Here is a 20,213-nt window from a genome sequence, read left to right as displayed (position 1 = left end):
CTGATCGTTCAACAGCGCGCGCCGGCACATAGCTACATGCGTTCCGCCGCGAAGCTCCGATCCAGTTCGATCGATCACTGGTACATCGTCTTGCCGCGTAGTGGCCGGTCATGGACGGAGGTCGATCGCCGCGTTGCGGAAAACCAGCCGGGCAATTTGGAGATCAGGTCGCTTGGCTACCCGTTTCGCGGGAGGGTAACGGACTCGGAAAGCCTCTCTCTCTATCTGCCGCGTGATTTGTTCTCTGATGCGGCGTCAACCCTCGACGCAAAGAACAATACAATTATGTCCGGCAACTTTGCCAACCTCTTTGCCGACTACGTCAACAGCATAGAAGCAAGACTGCGCAGTCTCACGGCTGAAGATCTGCCCCGCATCGTACACGCTACTCGGAGCATGATCATTGCCTGCCTCGCGCCTCCGGCGGAACATGCCGCGGCCGCCGAACAATTGGCGAGTGTCGCGCTGATGGAGCGAGCGCGTCGATATGTCCAAACCAATCTGGATGCGGCTCATCTGGCACCCGATTCAATGTGCCGAGCGCTCGGCGTATCGCGCTCTCGTCTCTATCAATTATTCGAACCGAGCGGTGGTGTTCTCCATTACATACAAAGTCGTCGACTTCTGGCAGCCCATCTTGCGCTTAGCGATCCGGCGGACAGCCGACGAATTGTCGATATCGCTGAGGCCTTCGGGTTTAGTTCAGCGGCTAATTTCAGCCGAGCATTCAGCAAGGAATTCGGTTACAGCCCCCGCGAAGGTCGCAGTACTGTGGTGTTACCGCGCCCCGCCCACTCTGTTTCGCTTGCTGAACACGAGAAGGCGTCTTCCTTTGAAGGTTGGCTCAAAGCGCTCGGAAGCTGAGTACAAGATTGGCGGCGGTTGAGGGGGCGGGCTCAAAACAGGGGAAGGCCACGCCGCCTCATGGACCAGAATATTTCGTGTCGCGTCTACCACGCCATCAATCATATTGCCAATTCGAAACAATTCCCGATTTATTAACCAACTGTGATTTTTGACTATTATCGTCGAAAACCACAGCAGAGCACGCATTGCACCTACGCCGTATGCCGCACTTGTTAAGACTGCGAGTTAAAAGTTTGCCAAGCTTGACAGTTATGTTATTTTTGGACTGGGCGGCGTGGATTCGCGCCGCTTATGGAGGTGACTCTTGGCTCCAGAGGCATCAGGCGTCGGCAACGGGAGTGACGGGGCTTCCTCAAGCGATGTTCGACGTCCCGGCGAAGCGCTTCTCGCTGACCTTTTGGCCAACACGACCGAACTTTTGTCGTTCTACGACCGCGACTTCTGTCTGACCCACTACGCAACCAAGCTCAGGGGCGTGTACGGAGGCGCGGTGACACCGGGTGCAGCCCTTTGGGAGATCTACCCGAGCTTCCTCGATGCAACGTATCGCGGCGAATTTCTTCGTGTGTTCCACGGTGGCTCACCGGCAAGCATCGACTTGCCGCGGTCATCGGGCGAAGGGCTGCGGTCCGTTTTTGTTTTCGCCACTGCAAATGGTATTGGAATCATTGAATCAAGGGAGCGCGATGGGCGCAGCGTGACGGACGAGCAAGAGCATGTAATTCTGCTCCATCAGGCGACGCACGACGTGCTGACCGGACTGCAGAATCGGCGGCGATTCGGCGAGCGGCTTCAGCAAGCGTTGGCGGCCCTCGGTGAACTGAAGCCGAAAGCCGCCCTGCTGCAGATCGACCTTGACGATTTCAAAGCAGTCAACGACACGCTCGGGCATGGAGCAGGCGATACGCTTCTTCAGCTCGCGGCGGGCCGTATCCGCGACGCGCTGCAGGACGGCGAATCCGCGTACCGGTATGCCGGCGATGAGTTCGCTGTCATCCAATTGGGAAAAGAGCAGCCAGCTGAAGCTGAGCGCCTTGCCGGTTCCCTGGTCGACGCGTTCAAGAACCCGTTCGTCATCAACGGCATTCCCGTCTTCGTCGGCTCGAGTATCGGAATTGCTTTCGGGCCGGAGCACGGGACCGATGGCGAACAGTTGATGAAAGCCGCTGACATTGCTCTTTACGCGGCCAAGACAGATGGACGCGGCTGCGCTCGAATATTCAATCGTTCGATGCTGCTCTTGCTTGAGCAACGCGAGAATCTGAGACGCAGCCTTCGAACCGCGCTGGAGCGGGGCGAGCTTTATCTGGAGTATCAGCCGCTCATTCGGCCCCCCTCGTCAGTGATCGGTTTCGAAGCGCTGCTGCGGTGGCGGCACCCTGAGGTCGGAATCATTCCACCTAACGTGTTCATACCGATCGCCGAAGCCGACGGTCTGATGGAAGAGATTGGACGATGGGTGCTCGAGGAAGCCTGTCGCCAGGCATTGACGTGGCCTTCCTCGCTGACAGTCGCGGTGAACCTGTCACCAGCTCAGTTCCTTAGCGGTTCACTGACGGACACCATCGCCCAGATCATCGACGCAGTTGGAATCGAAGCCGACAGACTTGAACTTGAGATAACGGAGACGGTCCTGCTTGAGAAGACGATCGACAATATCGATACGTTGAATACCCTGAACGTCCTGGGAATACGAATTTCGCTCGACGATTTTGGAACATACTACTCATCGCTAAGCTATCTTAAGAACTTTCCCTTCGATACTCTGAAGATCGATCAGTACTTCATTGCGGACCTGGAGACCGACCTCAAAAGCCAAACGATCGTGCGATCGATCATGAACCTGGCGCACGGCCTAGGGATAAGTGTCACTGCCGAGGGGGTCGAGACATCGGCACAGGCACGGTGGCTGATCAAGGAAAATTGCGATTGTCTGCAAGGTTATTTCCTGGGGCGGCCTCTCCCAGCCGAGGCGATCGGCGATTTCATCAAGCGGTCCCCGCCGAGGGTGGCACGAGCGATGCAGGAATCAAATCGGGCGCTCTAGCGCTTCGAACCCTTTTGCTAACGATGAAGTGGGGATTTGTGGAACGATCGAGGGCAATACCGCGCAATTGTTCAAGTCGGTGCCAGACTGCCTGACCACGGGCGTTGAAGTTTTTCGTCGCGGAGGCCATCACCCCGCGGGGTTCAATGCTGAAGCAACAAGTGAGGATGCCGATGGGACCTGTTCATCATGACTTGGCTGACGGCGGACCGACCTTTGAACCCATGATCCAGATCGACATGGGAATCAAAGCTTTTGTCTCAGCCTGGAGACACTGCGATTATGTCTCGACATACATGGCCCGGATGATCAGTCAGAACAGGTCTGACTCGGTCCGGCATTCAAATCTTTTTTCCTCCGCCTTCAACGAATTGCTCGAAGTCGCCTTTCGCACGCGCCATGCCGATGGCGAACTGGCATGCAGGGTGTCTCGCCATGGCGCGACAGATAGGATCGAGTTGACATTTCCTTGCTTGCCGGCGGAGCGCCAATTTTACGAAGAAGCCGTGTCGCAACTTGCAGGAATGGAGGCCAGAGAGCGATACCTCAATTCGGTGTCTGGGGATCTCGCGCCGAGCCGCGGGGTCATACTCGTGGAACTGGCTGTCGACTACAACGCGACACTCTGGATCGAGGAGGCCGACGGCGATGCAATCAAGCTTGTCCTGGATCTTCCGCTCGAGGGCTTGCAAAATTGAGCCCATACGACCTTCTCCCGCGCTTTAAGGCGCAATATGACGCGAACAACCAGGAGTTCTCCATATCGGGAGTGGTCCGGCCTCAGGCGATCGATGAGCTTGGGCCCAGCATAGCATTGCTTCGCGATGCGATCGGCCGTGTGCGCGGCGTTCTCTACGTCAATGTCAGGCGCCTGACGCAGATGAACAACGCCGCGTTTCACATCTTTTCGAGGATCATCATCGACGCCTGTCGCGCTCGACCCGATCTCAAATTCGTCGTCATCACGTCAAGCGTCGTCGGATGGACCTCGCGAAAATTCGGTCGCCTGAGCGGAATTGAACCGAACATCACCGTCGAGGAATATGATACCGAATTCTATCCGGGGCAGGGCTTTCTTGAGGAAGGCGGGTTCGTGCCGATCCTGCGTACTCAGACAAAGATGACATGGCGCCACGAGCGGGCAATCTTGCCGCGACACGGGATGAGGCCCGGGATCGTCATGGCCGACATCTGTTGCGGGATCGGCGATTTCGCTGTGCTCGCGCAGAAGGAGTTCCAGCCATCACGCATCGTCGCCCTCGACCACTCCAGATCAAGCCTGAACTATGCTCGACGAGTGATGCGGGAGTTCGACATCCGAGGCATCGAATATACGTATGGCGATGCGTCGGAGATGCTGCTCGACGAAGCGCAGTTCGACTTGGTCACCTGCCGACATTCCCTGCAAATCTTCAATCGACCTGAACTCATCCTCAAGGAGCTCTACCGCATCTGCAAGCCAGGCGGTCGGGTCTATATCACGAACGAAAAGAATTCGCATTGCCTCGGCGAGCCGCGCGGCGAAAGCATTCGCTGGACCTACGACGAGGTGGCGAAGCTGTTCGGGCATTTCGAGATGGACGTCGAGCTTGGGCCCAAGAGTCGGCGATACCTGGTGGAAGCTGGATTCGAAGACATCCTTGTGGAGACCTTCATGGTCACTAACCTGGACGGCGATCCGCAGGACTTCGCCGATGTCATTGCAGCCTGGGCGGATGTCTATGCGGGCGAGATGGCGACCAGACGCGGCGATGGGCCGGAGTTCGTCACGCGCTTTCGGCAGGGCTTCGAGGACCACATTTTCGCTGCGCTCCACCCCAAGGGTTATGCGGGTTGGCCGATCTGGGTCGCATCGGGGCGACGGCCGCAATGAAAGCCGCCGATGAGGGAACGCCGCGCTTCGGCTTGCGCTCGTTTCGAGCGAAATTCGTGTTGGTCGTTGGCGGCGCCGTGCTGTTCGACCTCCTTTTGAGCGGTGGCCTAGCGCTTTGGAACGTTCAAAAGCTGTCGCGCGATGCCACATCGGAAGTCGGTGAGGGCCTGACGACCGCAAACCAGGAATACATTCGTTCCTATGCCCAATCGACAGCGCTGAGCGTCGACCTGCTGCTCGATCGAGTTCATGGGGACGTCAAGGCGTTGGCCGGCGTGCTGCAGGCCCAGATCGACGATCCAAGCAGGCAGCAACAGGTCGGAGCCACGCTTTCGCAGCAAGCGCCCGGCTCGGTAAAGGTGGTCTATGACGCGCAGGGCGATTGGGCACAGAACCTGCCGGGCGCGCCGTCCGTGGTCAGCGTCTGGGGCTACCTGCTGGGCGCCGACCACAGTCCGCTGCCAAGCGTCCAGCAGGCAATAGAAGACAGCACCGTCCTAGACCTCGTTGCGCCGACGCTAATGGCCAGCGGGTCATCCAAACTGCAGATGTATTATATTGGTCCAAAAGAACGGCCGATATTTAGGACCGTACCGTATACGGACCAGGCACAGACCTTCGACAAGCTCTATCCGGGCCACAACAAGGCGGAATTCTGGGAGTTCTTCTTTCCGGGTATCTACGGGTCGTGGCAGCAATGGGCTAGGGATCCGGCCTCTCGGCCGGTGCCCGATGACATTACCCAGACGGCGCCCTACACCGATGCAATCACGGGAAAGCTGATCGTCAGCTTTTTCCATCCGCTGTGGACGCGTGATCACACCGGTATTGCCGGTACAGCGGGAGCAGACATCACTCTCGACCAACTCGCGGAAGTCGTCGAACGTGTGAAGATCGCTGAAACCGGGTTCGGCTTTCTCACGATGTCGACTGGCAACGTGGTGGCGATCAATCCGTCGGGCCAGGCAATCATCGGCCTGACGTCATCGAGCGATGCGGGCAGCCAAGGCGTCACTGGCCTGGAGAGGTCACTGCGGGGAAGCACGCAGCCGGCTATCGCAGTGCTGCCTCTCGACCAGAACAATGACGGCGTGATTCAGCATATCATGCTCGACGATAGGGGCGAACACGTACCCTACATTGTTGTCCTCAAAAGATTGAAGCCAACCAATCTGTGGAGTTCAGGACCGATCAAGTCCGAAACGATGTCGGTCGGGATCGTCGTTCCCGAACGGGAGATCTATGCGTCCCTGTTCGCCGCGCAGGACAGTATTTCCCGCGCGACCAACCGTGTCCTGCTTTTTCAGATCGCTGCGATCGTCGTTTCGCTTCTGATAGTTTTTGCCGCCGTGCTCGGAATTTCGAAGCGGATCACCGCAGGTCTCAGGGCGCTCGCCAGCGCCGCCCAGCGGCTACAGTCCAAAGATTATTCGGTCCGCGTGAGCATTCCAACGCGCGACGAGGTTGGAGCGGCAGGGATCGCTTTCAACCGGATGGCCGAGCAGATCAGCTTTCACACGGAAAACCTCGAGCAAATCGTCGACGAACGAACTCGGGAACTCGGGGATGCCAATCAGGAGATTTCCGCACTCAACGAAAAGCTGCAGGATGAGAACGTCCGCCTTGGCGCCGAACTCGCGGTCGCTAGGCAGATACAGATGATGGTCCTGCCGAAACAATTCGAACTCGAAGCGATTCCAGGGCTGGAGATCGCGGCCTACATGCGGCCGGCCGACGAGGTCGGCGGTGACTATTATGACGTCCTGCAGAACGGGTCATGGGTCAAAATCGGCATCGGCGATGTGACCGGTCATGGTCTCGAGAGCGGCGTGCTGATGCTCATGGTCCAATCCGTTGCACGCGCGCTGCAGGAGACTAACGAAAGGGATCCGCACCAGTTTCTGGATCGGCTGAACAGAGCGATCTACAAGAACATCGAGCGGACGAACACCGGCAAGCATCTCTCGCTGGCCTTCCTTGACTTCGAGGATGAGCGGGTAACGCTATCCGGCCAGCATGAGGACGTTCTCGTCGTGCGTGCGGACGGGAACGTCGAACGTATCGACACGATGGATCTGGGTCTGCCGGTTGGCCTGGAGAATGACATCTCGAAGTTCATTGCCACGCGCGACATCGTGTTCGGGAGCGGCGACGTGATCGTGCTGCACACGGACGGAGTGACCGAGGCGGAAGACCAAGACAGAAAATTGTTCGGATTCGAGCGCCTCTGCGAGAGCGCACAAAAGCGTCGCGGCAGCAGCGCCGAGGACATCAAGACCGGCATCATCGACGATCTGATGGCCCATATCGGGATCCAAAAGATCCACGACGACATCACCCTCGTGATCATAAGGCACACATAGCCATGACAACGCTGTTCGGGACCCCTGACGTTGCAACTGGGATGAAGGAGAGCGTCAGTCGCGTGCGGCTGTTCGACGGACCTCTCGACTTGAGTTGGCGTCATTGTGCCACGACCTCGGACTTCATCGCCGATCTTTTCGCGTTGCGCTTCCGGTCGTCCCGCAATGACTACATGGAAGTGCGGCACAGCATTGGATATCTGGTCAACGAACTCATCGAAAATGCCGTCAAGTTTCGCGCACCGGGTGAGATCTTGATCGAGGCGTCGATGGATTCGGAATGCTTCAAGCTCAAAGTGTCGAATGACGTCGATGGTGAAGATGCGTCCGAGTTCCAAAGTCTCCTGGCGGACATCACGGTTGGCGACCCCATGGACCTGCTGATACAGCGAATTGAGGCCAATGCCGCGAACCCCGACGTAGGAGGCTCCGGAGTTGGATTGCTGACGTTGATGAGCGACTACGGCGCGCGCCTGGCTTGGATATTCAGCGCCGCCGACGAAAGCGATCGGATTTGCGTGGAGACATATGCCTCCATTCCGATCTCGCAAATTCACAACTAAATGAAACGAAGCTAGCTATGGAAATCAAGACAGACGACTACCGCGTATGGAATGAAGGAAGCGAAATTTTCTTCGACGGTGCAATGCGGCTTGCCAGTTCCGACGCCGGTGCGCCTGTCACGGCGTTGGCGACCAGTGTGCTTGCCTCGAATCCCGCTTCCATTACGCTCAATCTGAAGGACCTTCACTTTCTCAACTCTTCCGGCATCAACCTGCTGGCGAAATTTACCATCGAGGTGCGCAAGCATCCCGGTGTTCGACTCGTCGTGCGTGGAACGCCCGACATACCCTGGCAATCGAAATCATTGCCGAATCTGAAGAAGCTGCATCCTGCTGTGGTGCTTTTGATGGACTAATCAGGTCGGTCGAAATTGGCCAAAAGACTGCCTGGTGCAAGACCGCCGCAACGAGCGAGATATGTACGCCAGGACAAGTATGTGGATGCGAAGCTAACGACAATCCGGCCTGGTGCGCAGATGCTCGCGATGGCTGGGCGGGGCTCGGCACAGGCGGCAGGCGTCCAGGTTGGGGGGATGTCGGGCTGCCTGTGCCGATCAGCCGCCGCTGCGCGATCAAAGGTGGCGTCATTGAGTAAGCATGCCAAGGTGAACGGCGGCCGGCTGGAGTTCATTCCACCGCTGATCCCGACTCGGGTCGAGGAGCCGCCCGAAGATGAGGGATGGCTTCACGAGGTAAATCTTGACGGCTACCGAACGCAGATCATCATCGATAATGGCGGCGTGCGTCTTTACAGCAAGAACGGTCGCGACTGGACCACGAAATACTGGCCTATCGCGCTGGCTGTCGAGCTGCCATGCCGGGCTGCCATTATCGACGGCGAGGTCGTTGTGCCTGGCGAGCAGGGCACTCTCGATCGCCCTGCGCTGGAAGCCGCGATCTGGAACGAACCGGGCCGGCTGGTGTTCGTCGCGTTCGACATCCTACATCTCGACGGTCGCAATCTAGGCTCCTTGCCGCTGCTACAGCGCAAGCAGGCGCTGTGGCAACTGGTTGAGCACGGCCCCGGCAAGATCCAGTACAGCGAGCATTTCGAGGGCAGTGCGCTAGCGATTTTCCGCGCCCTCGAAAAGGTGGGGCTTGAAAGCATTATCTCGAAGCGCGCCGACAGCCGCTACAGGAGCGGACTGTCGAATACATGGCTGAAGGCCAGATATTCCGAGGGACCCGATTCTGAGCTTCGACGACCGCTTCTGGCGTAACGACGACCTCAGGATGGCGCCAGCAATGTCCGCCTTTGATACGCGGTCAAGTCGGCCGGAATGACGACATAAGGCGCAAAGCTGACGTTAGCGGCGAATTTGAACCGAATACCCCGTCATCCCGTATTCATGACTTGTGCTTCGAAAGTCGCAAAAAAGGCGGTGTGGAACGCAAGATGCGAGAACACGAAGGCGATTGACTCATTGGGTGATGACGCCGTTGTCCGCAGCACAACGAGCAATTCGATTGAGCCCGGTGCGGTTACGAGCTAGTGCGAGGCCATCAACTGGTCACGTGCCAAAATGACGCCGCTCCTACATTGGAAGTGCGAGATCGCCGTCCGATATTGCGGCGATGAGGCGCCTGTTCAGAATCTAATGTGGGCAGAGTCGCTCGCCGTCCCCAGTCCTCCGGACGCTGATGACCGCAGCAAACAAATTAAACTGACGATCCTCCGACTTACCGATAACCACTCGTTGCGCGGCGGGCATATTCCTCCTCGAAGCGCTCACGCTCGAAGAACCAGATTCGCATTGTCCAACCGGTCGCGCAGCATGCTCCAGCCGAGCAAAATATTCGGCGCATGCCGCAGTATCGCATGGAACGGGATCGGTGCTGGCGCCACAAAGGGCAGCGGCAGGTCGCGGGCGTGGGTTCCCGCGGCCCAATCTGCCAGCGCCTTGCCCATCGTCGTGGTCATGGCGATGCCGCGGCCGTTGCAGGCACGACCGGCGATCAGGCCCGACCCGAGGTCGATCAGATGCGGCAGGAAATCCGGTTCGACGGCAGCCATTCCGGACCAGCTGTAGGCAAGTGGCGGCAGGTCAGGCAAGTCGAGATGCCGGCCAAGCCGCCGCCAGATCGTCTGCGGCACGCGGCTCTCGGCGCCGGCGCCAAGAATATGCATACCGCCGCTGATTAGCCGGTTTTCGGCGTCGAAGCGGAAGGTGAACAGATTGCGCCTGGTGTCGCCGACACCTTGCCCGCCGGGAAGCAACCGGCTGCGGACTTCGCGCGACAGCGGCGCCGTGGCGACCTGGAAGACTTTCAGCGGGAAATAGGTTCGCTGCAATGACGGATTGAGGGACCAGCCATAGGCGTTGGTGGCGATCAACACCTTGGCAGCGCGTACCGATCCCGAAGGCGTTTTCAGCATCCAATCATCGGCTATGCCATCAACCGAGGTGACGCGCGTCCGCTCGAAGATCTTCGCGCCGGCTTTCTCCGCCGCATCGGCGAGCCCGTGCGCGTATTCGACCGGATTGAGTACGCCGCCAGAACGATCCATCCAGCCGCCGACATAGCCTGGCACGCCCGTCAGCGCCTCGACCTCCTGCCGATCCAATGTGACTGCCGGCCGGCCACGTTGAGCCCATTGCCCGGCGCGTGATTTGACCTTCTCGAACGCGGCGAGCGAATGCGCCGGCTGAATCCATCCGTTCTGCAAGGCGTCGCAGTTTATGCCGTGCCGCCGAATCAGATCGAAGACGAGGTCGGCGCTGCCGGCAGCGAAATCGATCAGCCTTTCGCCACGTGAAGGCCCGAGATGGGCCAGTATGTCGGTCGGGTCCATCTTGGCGAAGTTCGGCACGACGAAGCCTGCATTCCTGCCGGTCGCGCCCCAGGCGATGAATTCGGCTTCGAGAACGGCGACGGAAAGCCCTTTCCCGGCCGCGTGCAACGCGGTCGATAGACCGGAAAAACCGCCGCCGACAATGGCGAGGTGGACATCGAGCCCGCCTTGCAGCGCGGGCCGCTCGCGGCGATTGCGGCTGACCGCATGCCAGAGCGAAGCGCTATGCGTTTCCTGCCGAGGCACGGCGTTCATGACCCGGAACTGTTCTTGGCTTGAGCGATCTTCACCCACTTGCCGAACCATCGCCGCCGCGGCCTGTCGCCGAACAGGCCGTTCGGCCGGATCAGCAGGATGACGCAGAGCATGACGCCGATGGCGGCGATCTGCAGTGCGGCGGCGCGCGCCTGCTGTTCCGGCGGGAACAGGATGCTGGTCAACGTGCCCGATCCGGCCCATATCGCCCACACCAGGATGCTGCCGATGACGGCGCCGAGATTGCTGCCCGAGCCGCCGACGATCAGCATCACCCAGACCTGGAAAGTCAGGATCGGCAGGTAATTGTCCGGCGCGATGAAGCCGGTGAAGTGCGCCTGCAGCGCGCCGGCCAACGCCATGATGGCGCCGCCGACGGCAAAGGCCTGGACGCGGTAGAAACGCGCGCTCTTGCCCAACGAAATCGCTGCCCGTTCGTCCTCGCGCAGCGCTTTCAGCACGCGCCCCCAGGGGCTGCGCGACAGATGCTCCAGAGCGAGATAGGCGATCAGCGTCACCACCGAAACGACGGCAAGGTTCGACAGGTTGAATAGCAGAGGCGTCTCCGCGAGGCTGCCGAAAGGACGCGGGATGAAACCGATGCCGAACGGTCCGCCGGTCAGCTTCTGCGCGTTGAGCGCGACCAGTTGCACCACCACGGCGACGCCGAACGTGGTGATCGCCAGATAGTCGGATCGCAGCCGCAGCGTCGCCATGCCGGTAAGGGCCGCGGCGATGCCGCCGACGACCATGGCGCCGAGCCAGCCGACAAGAATAGGCAGGCCGAAGCCGCCGAGCCGCGCAGCGTCATCAGGTGTCGTGAGCAGCGCGGATGTATAGGCGCCGATGGCGACGAAGCCGGCGAGGCCGACATTGAACAGGCCGGTCAGGCCCCACTGCAAATTGAGCCCCAGCGTGACCAGCGAGAAGATCAGCGCGGTGGTCAGGAAGAAGGCGCCGTAGCCAAGCAGGTCCATCAGCGTTCCCTCACACCAAACAGGCCGATCGGCCGCACGAACAGCACCGCCATCAGGATGATGAAGGAGACCGCGGCGCGCCACTCGGCGCCGATCAATTGCACGGCACCGGCTTCGGCGAGCCCGATGATCAGGCCGCCGAGCACGGCGCCGGGGATGCTGCCGATGCCGCCGAGAATGGCGGCGGCGAACATCGGCAGCAGCATGTCGAAGCCCATGAACGGGCGGATCTGCACCAGAATGCCGATCATCACGCCGGCCACGCAGGCGAGCGCCCCGCCGATGACCCAGGTGACGCGCACCACGCTGGCGACGTCGATGCCGACGATGCGGGCCAGCGCTGCGTTCTGGCTCAGGGCCTGCATCGAGCGGCCGGTCTGCGTGCGCGTCATCAACAGATGCACGCCGAGCACCAGCACGGCGGTCAGCAGCAGCAAGGCGATCTGGTCGGGCGTGATGCGGATGCCGAAGCCGATCGGCATGGCGATCTGAATGGCGCGGCTGAAATAGGTCGGCCGCGAGGTGAAGGTGAATTCGAGTAGGCTGCGCAGCGCCATCGACGCGCCGAAGCTCGCCATCACCACGATGATCGCCTGGCCTTGTGAGCGCAGCCGCGCGAACAGCACCTTGTCGAGCAGCAGCGCCAACAGGGCGGTGAAGGCCATGCCGACGACCAATGCGACAATCAGCGGCCAGCCGAAGGAGAGGGGAGCAATGGGTGCCACCTTACCGGCCATCGCGCCGATGGCGCTGACGACGGCCAGCGTCGCATAGGTGCCCCAGGCCATGAAGTCGCCATGGGCGAAGTTCGAGAAGCGCAGGATCGAATAGGTGAGCGTCACGCCGATGGCGCCAAGGCCGATCATCGAACCTGTCAGCAGCCCATCGACGATGAATTGCAGGCTCATGCCCCACCTCCCGTATCGGGCTTACGGGGGCGCTGGCCGAGATAGAGTTCGGCGACGACCGGATCGTTCCACAGTTCGGCGGCGACGCCCTCGTGCCGATCCTTGCCTTCGACCAGCACATAGGCGCGGTCGCCGATGGCAAGCGCTGCCTTTGCATTCTGTTCGACCAGCAGGATGGTGACGCCGGATTTGCGGATGCCGGCCAGCATCTCGAACACCATCGAGACGAATTTCGGCGACAGGCCGGCCGACGGTTCGTCGAGCACCAGCACCTTGGGGTGGACGATCAGCGCCCGTGCGACGGCCAGCATCTGCCGTTGCCCGCCCGACAGGTTGCCGGCGGCGGTTCGCCGCTGGCGGACGAGGTCGGGAAACGCCACATACATCTCCTCGATGCGCGCAGGAATCTCGCGCCGTTCGAGGATGCCGCATGCGACTTTCAGATTGCCCTCGACCGACATGAGAGGAAAGATGTTTTCGGTCTGCGGCACGAAGGCTAGGCCTAGCCGCACCATGGTGTGCGCGGGCGCGGCAGTGATGTCATTGCCGTCCAGAAGCACCGTGCCACGGCTGATCGGGACGAGGCCGGCGATAGCCTTGATGAAGCTCGACTTGCCGGCTCCGTTGGGGCCGAGCACGACGACGATCTCGCCCTTGCCGACGGTGATCGAGGCGCCACGCACGATCGGCACGCCGGGTTCATAGCCGGCTTCGAGATCACGGACATCAAGGACGGTCTCGCTCATGCCGCGCCTCCGAGATAGGCCTCGACGACGCGCGGGTCGCGTGCGACCTGTTCGGCCGTGCCTTCGCTGAGCAATTGGCCGCTCGCCATGACGAGAACGCGATGGCAGAGCCGCGTCACCATGTCGATGTTGTGCTCGATCAGCAGGAAGGTGATGCCTCGCGCATTGATGTCGCGGATGCGGTCGATGATGACTTCGAGCAGCGTTGCATTGACGCCGGCTGCCGGCTCGTCGAGCAGGATGATCGCCGGGTCTGCCATCATGACGCGGGCGAGTTCGAGTAGCTTGCGCTGGCCGCCGGAAAGCACGCGCGCCGGCTCATGCGCGAGATGGGTGAGGGTGACCAGTTCCAGCAGTTCGAGCGCCTTTGTCCTGGCGGCTCTTTCCTGCGCGGCGACGCGCCATGGCGTCACGAAATTGGCGAGCAGCCTTTCGCCGGCCTGACCCTGTGCCGCCAGCATGATGTTTTCGATCAGTGTCAGATTGGGCAGCGGGCGCGGGATCTGGAAGGTGCGGCCAAGGCCACGACCGATGCGCAGATGTGCGGCTTCGCCCGAGACAGGCGTGCCATTGAGAAGGATCTCGCCGCTGGTCGGCAATATGCTGCCGGCGAGCAGATCGAACATCGTCGTCTTGCCGGCGCCGTTGGGGCCGATCAGGCCGAGGATTTCTCCAGCCCGGACGTCGAACGAGACATCGTTGACGGCGACAAGGCCGCCGAACCGCCTGACGACATTCCTTGCCGTCAGAACCGGCGCGCGGGTTTCCCCTTGCCGTTTGGCTGCCTCGCTCATCAAACCCTCTGGCCGAAGACGATCGTTGCCGTCTCCTGATTATGATTTGTGATCACACTTGCTTTGATCACGCTATTCGGCTTTAATTTCGTCCGCAAGCCGAAAACCGGCCGAGAACGGAATTCCATGCAAAAGGCTGCCATCGAAAAGAGCAACGAGGCGATCGCGGCCCAGCTTGCGCCGGTCGGCCGCGAGACCGTGCAGGACCGCGTCTACTCCGAATTGCGCCGCGCCCTGATCGGCGGCCTGTTCGAGCCGAGCCAGGTGTTGACCATCCGTGGCCTGGCCGATGCGCTGGTCACCTCGACCATGCCGGTGCGCGAGGCGCTCGGCCGGCTGATCACGGAAAAGGCGCTGGAGGCGCTGCCCAACCGTTCGGTGCGCGTGCCGCCGATCACCCTGGAACGCCTCGACGATCTCTTGCGTGCCCGCATCCTGATCGAGGGCGAGGCGATCGCGCTGGCCGCGCCCCGCATGGGCCCGCGCCAGATCGCCACCATCGAAACCATTCTCGGTGAATGGGACGAGATGCGGGCATTGAAACACAAGAAGGACGTCGATCGCGAAGTGACGCTCAACCAGAGCTTTCATTTCGAGATCTACCGCTCCTGCGGCTCGGCCGTGCTGATCCCGATGATCGAGAGCCTGTGGCTGCAATCTGGCCCCTGCATCCGTGTCGCAATCTACGCCTTCTCGGAGGCCGGCGAGGTCGACACCGCCCAGTATCACCGCCGCATCGTCACGGCGCTGACCACGCAGGACGCGCAAGCGGCGCGCGAGTCGCTGGTCGCCGACATCAGTCGACCCTTCACGTTCCTGTGCAGCAAGCTGCAAGCTGCCGCCGCGAAAGACCAGACATGACCGCCATCAGAATCACCGAGCCGCGCTCGCAGCTTTCCGTCACGGCGCTGCTGCTGCCCGAGAAGGCACCGGAAAACGCCGCCTTCCTATCGGAATATCTAGGCATGCCACGCGTCGTTCCGGGCATCCATGCGATGTGGACGGGGCCGGAAATCTCCTGTCCGGTTCCAGCAGCCGATCTCGAGGGCCAGGCCTATGCCAGGTCGTTGCCGGCCGAGAACGCGACGCTGAACCCGCAGCCGGGTGATATCGTCCTGTCCTATGTGCCGCCACGCATGTGGGGCGGCAACCCCAATGCGATCTTCGATATCGGCCTCTATTACGGGCAGGGGGCGCGGCTGCTGTTTCCGATCGGCTGGCTGGCCGGCAGCGTGGTGGCGCAGGTGCCGCCTAAGGAGCGCGAACAGTTCGCCGCCGCATGCGGTGTTATCCGCCGCAATGGCGCCTGTGACATCACTTTCAGCCTGGTGGAGGCCTGAAATGGCTGACGACAGTTTCGAGCTGTTCGATCTTCGCGTCGAGGCGGTCATCCCCGAGGGAAAACCGATCTACTGCGGTGCCAAGGCTGGCGACTATTTCGAGCTCAAGGGCGAGATGCTGTCGATGCCGGCAGGGCAAAGTTTCTCGATTTATTCGCTCGCCGCCGTGCTGCCGCTGCTGGCGGCGAAGCAGCGCCCGACGGACAGGAACGACTGGATGACCTCGGACGCCGAGATCGCTTGTCCCGATCCCAATTGCGCCAGCCGATTGCGGATCGTCAGGATGGGCAAGCGGCGGTTCAACCATGCCGAAACCACGGCCGTGCCGCTGCCGAAAGAGAATGACCTGACATGACCACCAAAACCTTCGAACTCGGCCCCGGCTACATGATATCGCGCGTCATTCGTGGCGGCTGGCAGCTGGCCGGCGGCCACGGCGCTGTCGACCGCAGCCAAGCGGTGGCCGATCTGATCGCAACCTTCGACGCCGGCATCTGGACCTATGATTGCGCCGACATCTACACCGGCGTCGAAGAGCTGATCGGTGCCGCGCGCCTGCGGCTGGCCAGCGAGCGCGGTCTCGATGTTGCCGCCAGGATGAAGGTGCACACCAAGCTGGTGCCCGACCTTGAACGACTGGCCAGCATAAGCCGCGACTATATCAGGGGCATCGTCGACCAGTCGCTGCGGCGGCTGAAGACCGAGCGGCTCGACCTCGTGCAGTTCCACTGGTGGGACTATGCGCAACCTCGCTATGTCGATGCGATGGGCTGGCTCGATGAACTCCGGTTGGAAGGCAAGGTGCGCAATCTCGGCACCACCAATTTCGACACGCCGCGGCTGGCCGAAATCCTCGCCGCCGGCATCCCGCTGGTCAGCCAGCAACTGCAATACTCGGTGCTCGACCAGCGGCCGAGCAAGAGCCTGGCGGCAGTCGCTTCGAAGAACGGCGTCAGCTTCCTCTGCTATGGCTCAGTCGCTGGTGGTTTCCTCAGCGACAAATGGCTTGGCGTGGCCGAGCCCGCCACGCCGCTCGAAAACCGTTCCCTGGTCAAATACAAACTCATCATCGATGATTTCGGCGGCTGGGACCTGTTACAGGAGCTGCTTCAGGCGCTGAAGGCCGTTGGCGATCGCCGCGGCGTCGACATCGCCACCATCGCCAGCGCCTGGGTGCTCGAACAGCCGCAAGTCGCCGCTGTCATCGTCGGCGCTCGTAACCAGGCGCATGCGCTCGCCAACGCCAAAATCATGGATATCGCGCTCGATGCCGAGGATCGGGCGCGGATTGCAGCCGTCATCGCGCAAGGCACTGGCCTTGAGGGTGATGTCTACACGCTGGAGCGCGACCGTCACGGCCGTCACGGCTCGATCATGCACTACAACCTCAATGCGGGGAAGAAATGAGCGGCGAGCGCTCCCTATTTTCACGCGCCAGCGCCGAGGTTATCGACCTGCATCGCTTCTTCGTCGACTGGTTCGTTGCCGCGCGAGCCAACACGGCAGACTTCGGCCGCTTCGAACGCGCCATGGGCGAAGACTTCAGCATGGTGGCGCCGGACGGCCAGGTCCTGGATCGGGACGCGGTCGTCGATCATGTCCGTACAAGCCGCGCCTCTTGCGACGACGGTTTTGCCATTTCGATCGACGACATCCGGCCCGGCTGGCAGGACGCCGATACCATCGTCGTCCTTTACGTCGAGGCCCAGCTGCGCGGCGGCAAGCACAGCCGCCGCCAGTCGAGCGCCGTCTTCACCACCAGTTCATCGGCGCCCAACGGCGTCGAATGGCGGCATCTGCATGAAACCTGGCTGCAGGTGCCGGAACGCTGAACAGGCTCCAGAGATCAAATACAGTTGAGTAACGAAAGGGGAACAACAATGACAAAGACGATACTCCAACTCACCACAGCACTTGCTCTTGTGACGATGGCGGGTGCGGCACAGGCCGCCGACTGCAAGATCACCGTTGGCCTTGTCATGGAACTGACCGGCCCGGCCGGCGAATACGGCCAAGCCGGCGCCAAGTCGGTGGAGATGGCCTTCCGCGACATCAACGACGCCGGCGGCGTGCGCGGCTGCGATCTGGCAACCGACACGCGCGACAGCCAGAGCCAGGGCAACATCGCGGTCGACGCCGCCACCCAGCTGGTTCAGGTCAAGAAGGTGCCGGTCATCATCGGCGGCATCATTTCCTCGGTGTCGATCCCGATCCTGACCTCGGTCACCGCACCGGCCAAGATCGTCCAGGTGTCGCCGGCGTCATCCTCGCCGACGCTGACTGCGCTCGGCCGCGACGGCAAGACCAACGGCATCTTCTTCCGCACCATCACCTCGGATGCGCTGCAGGGCGTCGCCGCCGCCAAATACGCCATAGACAAGGGCTTCAAGAAGCTGTCGGTCATCCACGTCAACAACGACTTCGGCGTCAACATGGTGGCCGAGTTCTCGCGCGCCTATAAAGCGCTCGGCGGCACCATCGTTTCCGACACGCCCTACAATGAAAAGCAGTCGAGTTATGCCTCGGAAGTCACGGCGGCAATGGCTGGTGAACCGGACGGCCTTTATCTAGTCAGCACGCCGGTCGACGGCGCAACGGTTGCCCGGACCTGGATTTCGCAAGGCGGGGTGCAGAAATTCCTGCTCAATGACGGCATGAACAGCCCGGACTTCATCGAGTCCGTCGGCGCCGATTACCTGAAGGAAGCTTACGGCACATCCTCCGGCACCAGCCCGACCGCCTCGACGGAGTATTTCACCAAGAACTACAAGGAATTTTCCGGCATCGAACCGTCCAACCCGGCGGCCGACCGCTCCTACGATGCCGGCGCCATCGTTGGTCTCGCCATCGCCATTGCTGGCTCCGAGGATCCGGCCAAGATCAAGGACGCGATGTACAAGGCCGTCGATCCGGCCGGCGCGCCGATCTTTGCCGGCAAGGAAGAGTTCGCCAAGGCGCTCGGCCTGATCAAGGACGGCAAGCCGATCCGCTATGAGGGTGTCATCGGCCCGGTCGCCTTTGACAAATTTGGCGACATCACCGGTCCGTTCCGGCTGTGGAAGATCGTCGACGGCAAGGTGACCACCGATGGCGAAATGACCACCGACGATGTCAACGCGCTGCAGGCCAAGCTTCAGTAGAATGACTTTTCGTCCGGCGTCGATCCGACCTCATCGCGATCGATGCCGGACGGTCGGCCCTGTCCGCATTGTCCACGGATGGTCAAGCGGCGCATGCACGGACAAGGGTTCGACCGGCCAGCGATCATGGGTTAGGATTGGCCGATGTCGCCCGAAACCCAACAGCTTCTATCCGCTATCGACAATCGGCTGGGTGCGGGCGGCGTGCTCGCCGGCGCAGATGTGAACCAGCGCTATCGCGATGATCCCGACGGCAAGCTCGGCGCGCTTCCTGAAGCGGTGCTGCGCCCGCGCTACACCTTGGGGGGCGCGACGGCACTCGCCGCATGCAACGATCTCGGCCAGCCGGTTGTCGTGCAGGGCGGGCTCACGGGGCTGACGGGCGCGGCGCGTGTCCAGCCAGGCGAAATCGTGCTCTCGCTGGAGCGCATGACCGGGCTCGCAGTGCCGGATCGCCAGGCTGCCAGCATCGTCGCCGAAGCGGGCGCGACGCTGCAGGCGCTGCAGGAGGCAGCCGATAGCGCCGGGCTGATGTTCGGCGTCGATATCGGTGCGCGGGGCTCCGCAACGATCGGCGGCAATGTCGCCACCAATGCCGGCGGCATCCGCGTGCTGCGCTATGGCATGTACCGGGCGCAGGTTCTGGGGCTGGAAGCCGTCCTTGCCGATGGCAGCGTGCTGACTTCGCTGAAAGGTCTGCCCAAGGACAATTCCGGCTACGACCTCAGCCAGCTCTTCATCGGCACGGAAGGAACTCTCGGTGTTGTCACCCGCGCCGCGCTCAGGCTGCATCCGAAGCCCGCGTCCGAGGTGAACGCCTTCTGCGCGCTCTCCTCGCTCGATGCGGGGATCGCGCTGCTTGGGCTGCTGCGGCAAAAGCTCGGCCCACTGCTGTCCGCCTATGAGGTCAATTTCGCGCCGCTCTATGACGTCATGGTCGCCAGCATGGCCATGCGGGCGCCGCTGCCCGCGGGCTCGCCTGTTTATGTGCTGGCCGAGATGCAGGGCAGCGAGCCCGAGCGCGACGGCGAGCGCTTCGCCGAAGTGCTGATGCAAGCGGTCGAGGACGGCGTCATCGACGATGTCGTCGTCTCGCAGTCGTCGCGCGAATTCCGAGCCCTTTGGGACGTGCGCGAAGACGCCAATCGCATCCTGTTTTCGATCAAGGGTCTGATCGGCGTCGACATCAGCATTCCGCTCGCGCGCATGGGAGCGTTCCTGCAAGCGGCGGACGCCGCCATCCATGCCGTCGACCCCGGCGCCGACATCTATGTCTTCGGCCATTTCGGAGACGGCAATCTGCACTATCAGGTACGCACGGTCGATCCTGCGGCGGCGTATGACATCGTCTATCGCGGCGTCGCGGCGGCCGGCGGCGGCGTTTCGGCCGAACATGGTATCGGCCTCGACAAGAAGAAGTGGCTGCATCTGGTCCGCAGCGACGCCGAGATCGCGACGATGCGGCGGCTGAAGACGGCACTTGACCCCAGAAACATCCTCAATCCGGGACGGGCCTTCGACCTCAACCCCACTGCCTTCTAACGAT

The 20,213-nt window shown here is 61.4% G+C and carries 20 protein-coding genes; 15 read left to right on the top strand and 5 right to left on the bottom strand.

The annotated features are described in order from the left end of the window. The 8 genes from NKJ89_RS29970 to NKJ89_RS29935 all read left to right on the top strand — a co-directional run. A partial coding sequence (locus tag NKJ89_RS29970; RefSeq protein ID WP_352607845.1) for a helix-turn-helix domain-containing protein occupies window positions 1-864 on the top strand: 864 nt, incomplete at its 5' end. A 400-nt stretch (window positions 865-1,264) separates the two neighbouring features. Continuing rightward, on the top strand, window positions 1,265-2,914 hold the full coding sequence (locus tag NKJ89_RS29965) for a putative bifunctional diguanylate cyclase/phosphodiesterase (protein ID WP_352607851.1): 1,650 nt from the start codon (window positions 1,265-1,267) through the stop codon (window positions 2,912-2,914). Window positions 2,915-3,087: 173 nt separating this feature from the next. Continuing rightward, a complete protein-coding gene (locus tag NKJ89_RS29960) occupies window positions 3,088-3,612 on the top strand; it encodes a ubiquinone biosynthesis methyltransferase UbiE (RefSeq protein WP_352487089.1) in 525 nt (174 codons plus the stop codon). Further along, complete coding sequence (locus tag NKJ89_RS29955) at window positions 3,609-4,787, top strand: methyltransferase domain-containing protein (protein WP_352487072.1); 1,179 nt, start codon at window positions 3,609-3,611, stop codon at window positions 4,785-4,787. The genes NKJ89_RS29960 and NKJ89_RS29955 overlap by 4 nt, the downstream gene beginning before the upstream one ends. Continuing rightward, window positions 4,784-7,150: a SpoIIE family protein phosphatase gene (locus tag NKJ89_RS29950; RefSeq protein ID WP_352607842.1), complete on the top strand. Its 2,367-nt coding sequence runs from the start codon at window positions 4,784-4,786 to the stop codon at window positions 7,148-7,150. Before NKJ89_RS29955 ends, NKJ89_RS29950 begins: the two co-directional genes overlap by 4 nt. Before the next feature lie 2 nt (window positions 7,151-7,152). After that, a complete protein-coding gene (locus NKJ89_RS29945) occupies window positions 7,153-7,713 on the top strand; it encodes a slr1658 superfamily regulator (protein WP_352487070.1) in 561 nt (186 codons plus the stop codon). 17 nt (window positions 7,714-7,730) lie between these two features. Beyond that, window positions 7,731-8,069, top strand: a complete 339-nt coding sequence (locus NKJ89_RS29940) for a slr1659 superfamily regulator (protein ID WP_352487069.1) — start codon at window positions 7,731-7,733, stop codon at window positions 8,067-8,069. Window positions 8,070-8,300: 231 nt separating this feature from the next. Then, window positions 8,301-8,933 (top strand): ATP-dependent DNA ligase, encoded by a 633-nt coding sequence (locus NKJ89_RS29935; RefSeq protein ID WP_502904178.1) that lies wholly within the window; start codon window positions 8,301-8,303, stop codon window positions 8,931-8,933. A gap of 509 nt (window positions 8,934-9,442) precedes the next feature. Here the strand turns inward: NKJ89_RS29935 and NKJ89_RS29930 are convergent. The 5 genes from NKJ89_RS29930 to NKJ89_RS29910 are packed head-to-tail and all read right to left on the bottom strand — an operon-like array spanning window position 9,443 to window position 14,187. Further along, the gene (locus NKJ89_RS29930) at window positions 9,443-10,762 is read right to left on the bottom strand and encodes an NAD(P)/FAD-dependent oxidoreductase (RefSeq protein WP_352607836.1); all 1,320 of its coding nucleotides are present in this window, start codon (window positions 10,760-10,762) and stop codon (window positions 9,443-9,445) included. Then, complete coding sequence (locus NKJ89_RS29925) at window positions 10,759-11,742, bottom strand: branched-chain amino acid ABC transporter permease (protein ID WP_352607848.1); 984 nt, start codon at window positions 11,740-11,742, stop codon at window positions 10,759-10,761. The genes NKJ89_RS29930 and NKJ89_RS29925 overlap by 4 nt, the downstream gene beginning before the upstream one ends. Continuing rightward, a complete protein-coding gene (locus NKJ89_RS29920) occupies window positions 11,739-12,647 on the bottom strand; it encodes a branched-chain amino acid ABC transporter permease (RefSeq protein WP_352607833.1) in 909 nt (302 codons plus the stop codon). The genes NKJ89_RS29925 and NKJ89_RS29920 overlap by 4 nt, the downstream gene beginning before the upstream one ends. Then, window positions 12,644-13,393 (bottom strand): branched-chain amino acid ABC transporter ATP-binding protein, encoded by a 750-nt coding sequence (locus tag NKJ89_RS29915; protein WP_352607830.1) that lies wholly within the window; start codon window positions 13,391-13,393, stop codon window positions 12,644-12,646. Before NKJ89_RS29915 ends, NKJ89_RS29920 begins: the two co-directional genes overlap by 4 nt. Further along, window positions 13,390-14,187 (bottom strand): ABC transporter ATP-binding protein, encoded by a 798-nt coding sequence (locus tag NKJ89_RS29910; protein WP_352607827.1) that lies wholly within the window; start codon window positions 14,185-14,187, stop codon window positions 13,390-13,392. The genes NKJ89_RS29915 and NKJ89_RS29910 overlap by 4 nt, the downstream gene beginning before the upstream one ends. A gap of 126 nt (window positions 14,188-14,313) precedes the next feature. On the opposite strand from NKJ89_RS29910, the gene NKJ89_RS29905 reads away from it, so the two are divergent. The 7 genes from NKJ89_RS29905 to NKJ89_RS29875 all read left to right on the top strand — a co-directional run bounded on the left by NKJ89_RS29905 (window position 14,314) and on the right by NKJ89_RS29875 (window position 20,209). After that, entirely contained in the window at window positions 14,314-15,048 is a 735-nt protein-coding gene (locus tag NKJ89_RS29905; protein WP_352607825.1) for a GntR family transcriptional regulator, read from the top strand. Beyond that, complete coding sequence (locus NKJ89_RS29900) at window positions 15,045-15,527, top strand: DUF3830 family protein (RefSeq protein ID WP_352607823.1); 483 nt, start codon at window positions 15,045-15,047, stop codon at window positions 15,525-15,527. Before NKJ89_RS29905 ends, NKJ89_RS29900 begins: the two co-directional genes overlap by 4 nt. Before the next feature lies 1 nt (window position 15,528). Then, on the top strand, window positions 15,529-15,882 hold the full coding sequence (locus NKJ89_RS29895) for a TIGR04076 family protein (protein ID WP_352607821.1): 354 nt from the start codon (window positions 15,529-15,531) through the stop codon (window positions 15,880-15,882). Further along, the gene (locus NKJ89_RS29890; RefSeq protein ID WP_023762416.1) at window positions 15,879-16,934 is read left to right on the top strand and encodes an aldo/keto reductase; all 1,056 of its coding nucleotides are present in this window, start codon (window positions 15,879-15,881) and stop codon (window positions 16,932-16,934) included. The genes NKJ89_RS29895 and NKJ89_RS29890 overlap by 4 nt, the downstream gene beginning before the upstream one ends. Next, the gene (locus NKJ89_RS29885; RefSeq protein WP_352607818.1) at window positions 16,931-17,359 is read left to right on the top strand and encodes a DUF4440 domain-containing protein; all 429 of its coding nucleotides are present in this window, start codon (window positions 16,931-16,933) and stop codon (window positions 17,357-17,359) included. Before NKJ89_RS29890 ends, NKJ89_RS29885 begins: the two co-directional genes overlap by 4 nt. A gap of 48 nt (window positions 17,360-17,407) precedes the next feature. After that, complete coding sequence (locus tag NKJ89_RS29880; RefSeq protein ID WP_352607816.1) at window positions 17,408-18,667, top strand: ABC transporter substrate-binding protein; 1,260 nt, start codon at window positions 17,408-17,410, stop codon at window positions 18,665-18,667. Window positions 18,668-18,811: 144 nt separating this feature from the next. After that, window positions 18,812-20,209, top strand: coding sequence for an FAD-binding oxidoreductase (locus tag NKJ89_RS29875; protein WP_352607814.1), 1,398 nt, complete (start codon window positions 18,812-18,814; stop codon window positions 20,207-20,209). The last annotated feature ends 4 nt before the right edge of the window (window positions 20,210-20,213 follow it).

The sequence above is a fragment of the Mesorhizobium sp. M0047 genome (genome assembly GCF_040323315.1).
Taxonomy (GTDB): domain Bacteria; phylum Pseudomonadota; class Alphaproteobacteria; order Rhizobiales; family Rhizobiaceae; genus Mesorhizobium.
This window is presented reverse-complemented; position numbering and strand designations above follow the sequence as displayed.

Bases quoted from the DNA above. Each gene is read 5' to 3' on its own strand.
- NKJ89_RS29960 (WP_352487089.1), top strand. From the start codon at position 3,088: ATGGGACCTGTTCATCATGACTTGGCTGACGGCGGACCGACCTTTGAA.
- NKJ89_RS29950 (WP_352607842.1), top strand. From the start codon at position 4,784: ATGAAAGCCGCCGATGAGGGAACGCCGCGCTTCGGCTTGCGCTCGTTT.
- NKJ89_RS29945 (WP_352487070.1), top strand. From the start codon at position 7,153: ATGACAACGCTGTTCGGGACCCCTGACGTTGCAACTGGGATGAAGGAG.
- NKJ89_RS29940 (WP_352487069.1), top strand. From the start codon at position 7,731: ATGGAAATCAAGACAGACGACTACCGCGTATGGAATGAAGGAAGCGAA.
- NKJ89_RS29930 (WP_352607836.1), bottom strand. From the start codon at position 10,762: ATGAACGCCGTGCCTCGGCAGGAAACGCATAGCGCTTCGCTCTGGCAT.
- NKJ89_RS29920 (WP_352607833.1), bottom strand. From the start codon at position 12,647: ATGAGCCTGCAATTCATCGTCGATGGGCTGCTGACAGGTTCGATGATC.
- NKJ89_RS29915 (WP_352607830.1), bottom strand. From the start codon at position 13,393: ATGAGCGAGACCGTCCTTGATGTCCGTGATCTCGAAGCCGGCTATGAA.
- NKJ89_RS29910 (WP_352607827.1), bottom strand. From the start codon at position 14,187: ATGAGCGAGGCAGCCAAACGGCAAGGGGAAACCCGCGCGCCGGTTCTG.
- NKJ89_RS29905 (WP_352607825.1), top strand. From the start codon at position 14,314: ATGCAAAAGGCTGCCATCGAAAAGAGCAACGAGGCGATCGCGGCCCAG.
- NKJ89_RS29900 (WP_352607823.1), top strand. From the start codon at position 15,045: ATGACCGCCATCAGAATCACCGAGCCGCGCTCGCAGCTTTCCGTCACG.
- NKJ89_RS29895 (WP_352607821.1), top strand. From the start codon at position 15,529: ATGGCTGACGACAGTTTCGAGCTGTTCGATCTTCGCGTCGAGGCGGTC.
- NKJ89_RS29890 (WP_023762416.1), top strand. From the start codon at position 15,879: ATGACCACCAAAACCTTCGAACTCGGCCCCGGCTACATGATATCGCGC.
- NKJ89_RS29885 (WP_352607818.1), top strand. From the start codon at position 16,931: ATGAGCGGCGAGCGCTCCCTATTTTCACGCGCCAGCGCCGAGGTTATC.
- NKJ89_RS29880 (WP_352607816.1), top strand. From the start codon at position 17,408: ATGACAAAGACGATACTCCAACTCACCACAGCACTTGCTCTTGTGACG.
- NKJ89_RS29875 (WP_352607814.1), top strand. From the start codon at position 18,812: ATGTCGCCCGAAACCCAACAGCTTCTATCCGCTATCGACAATCGGCTG.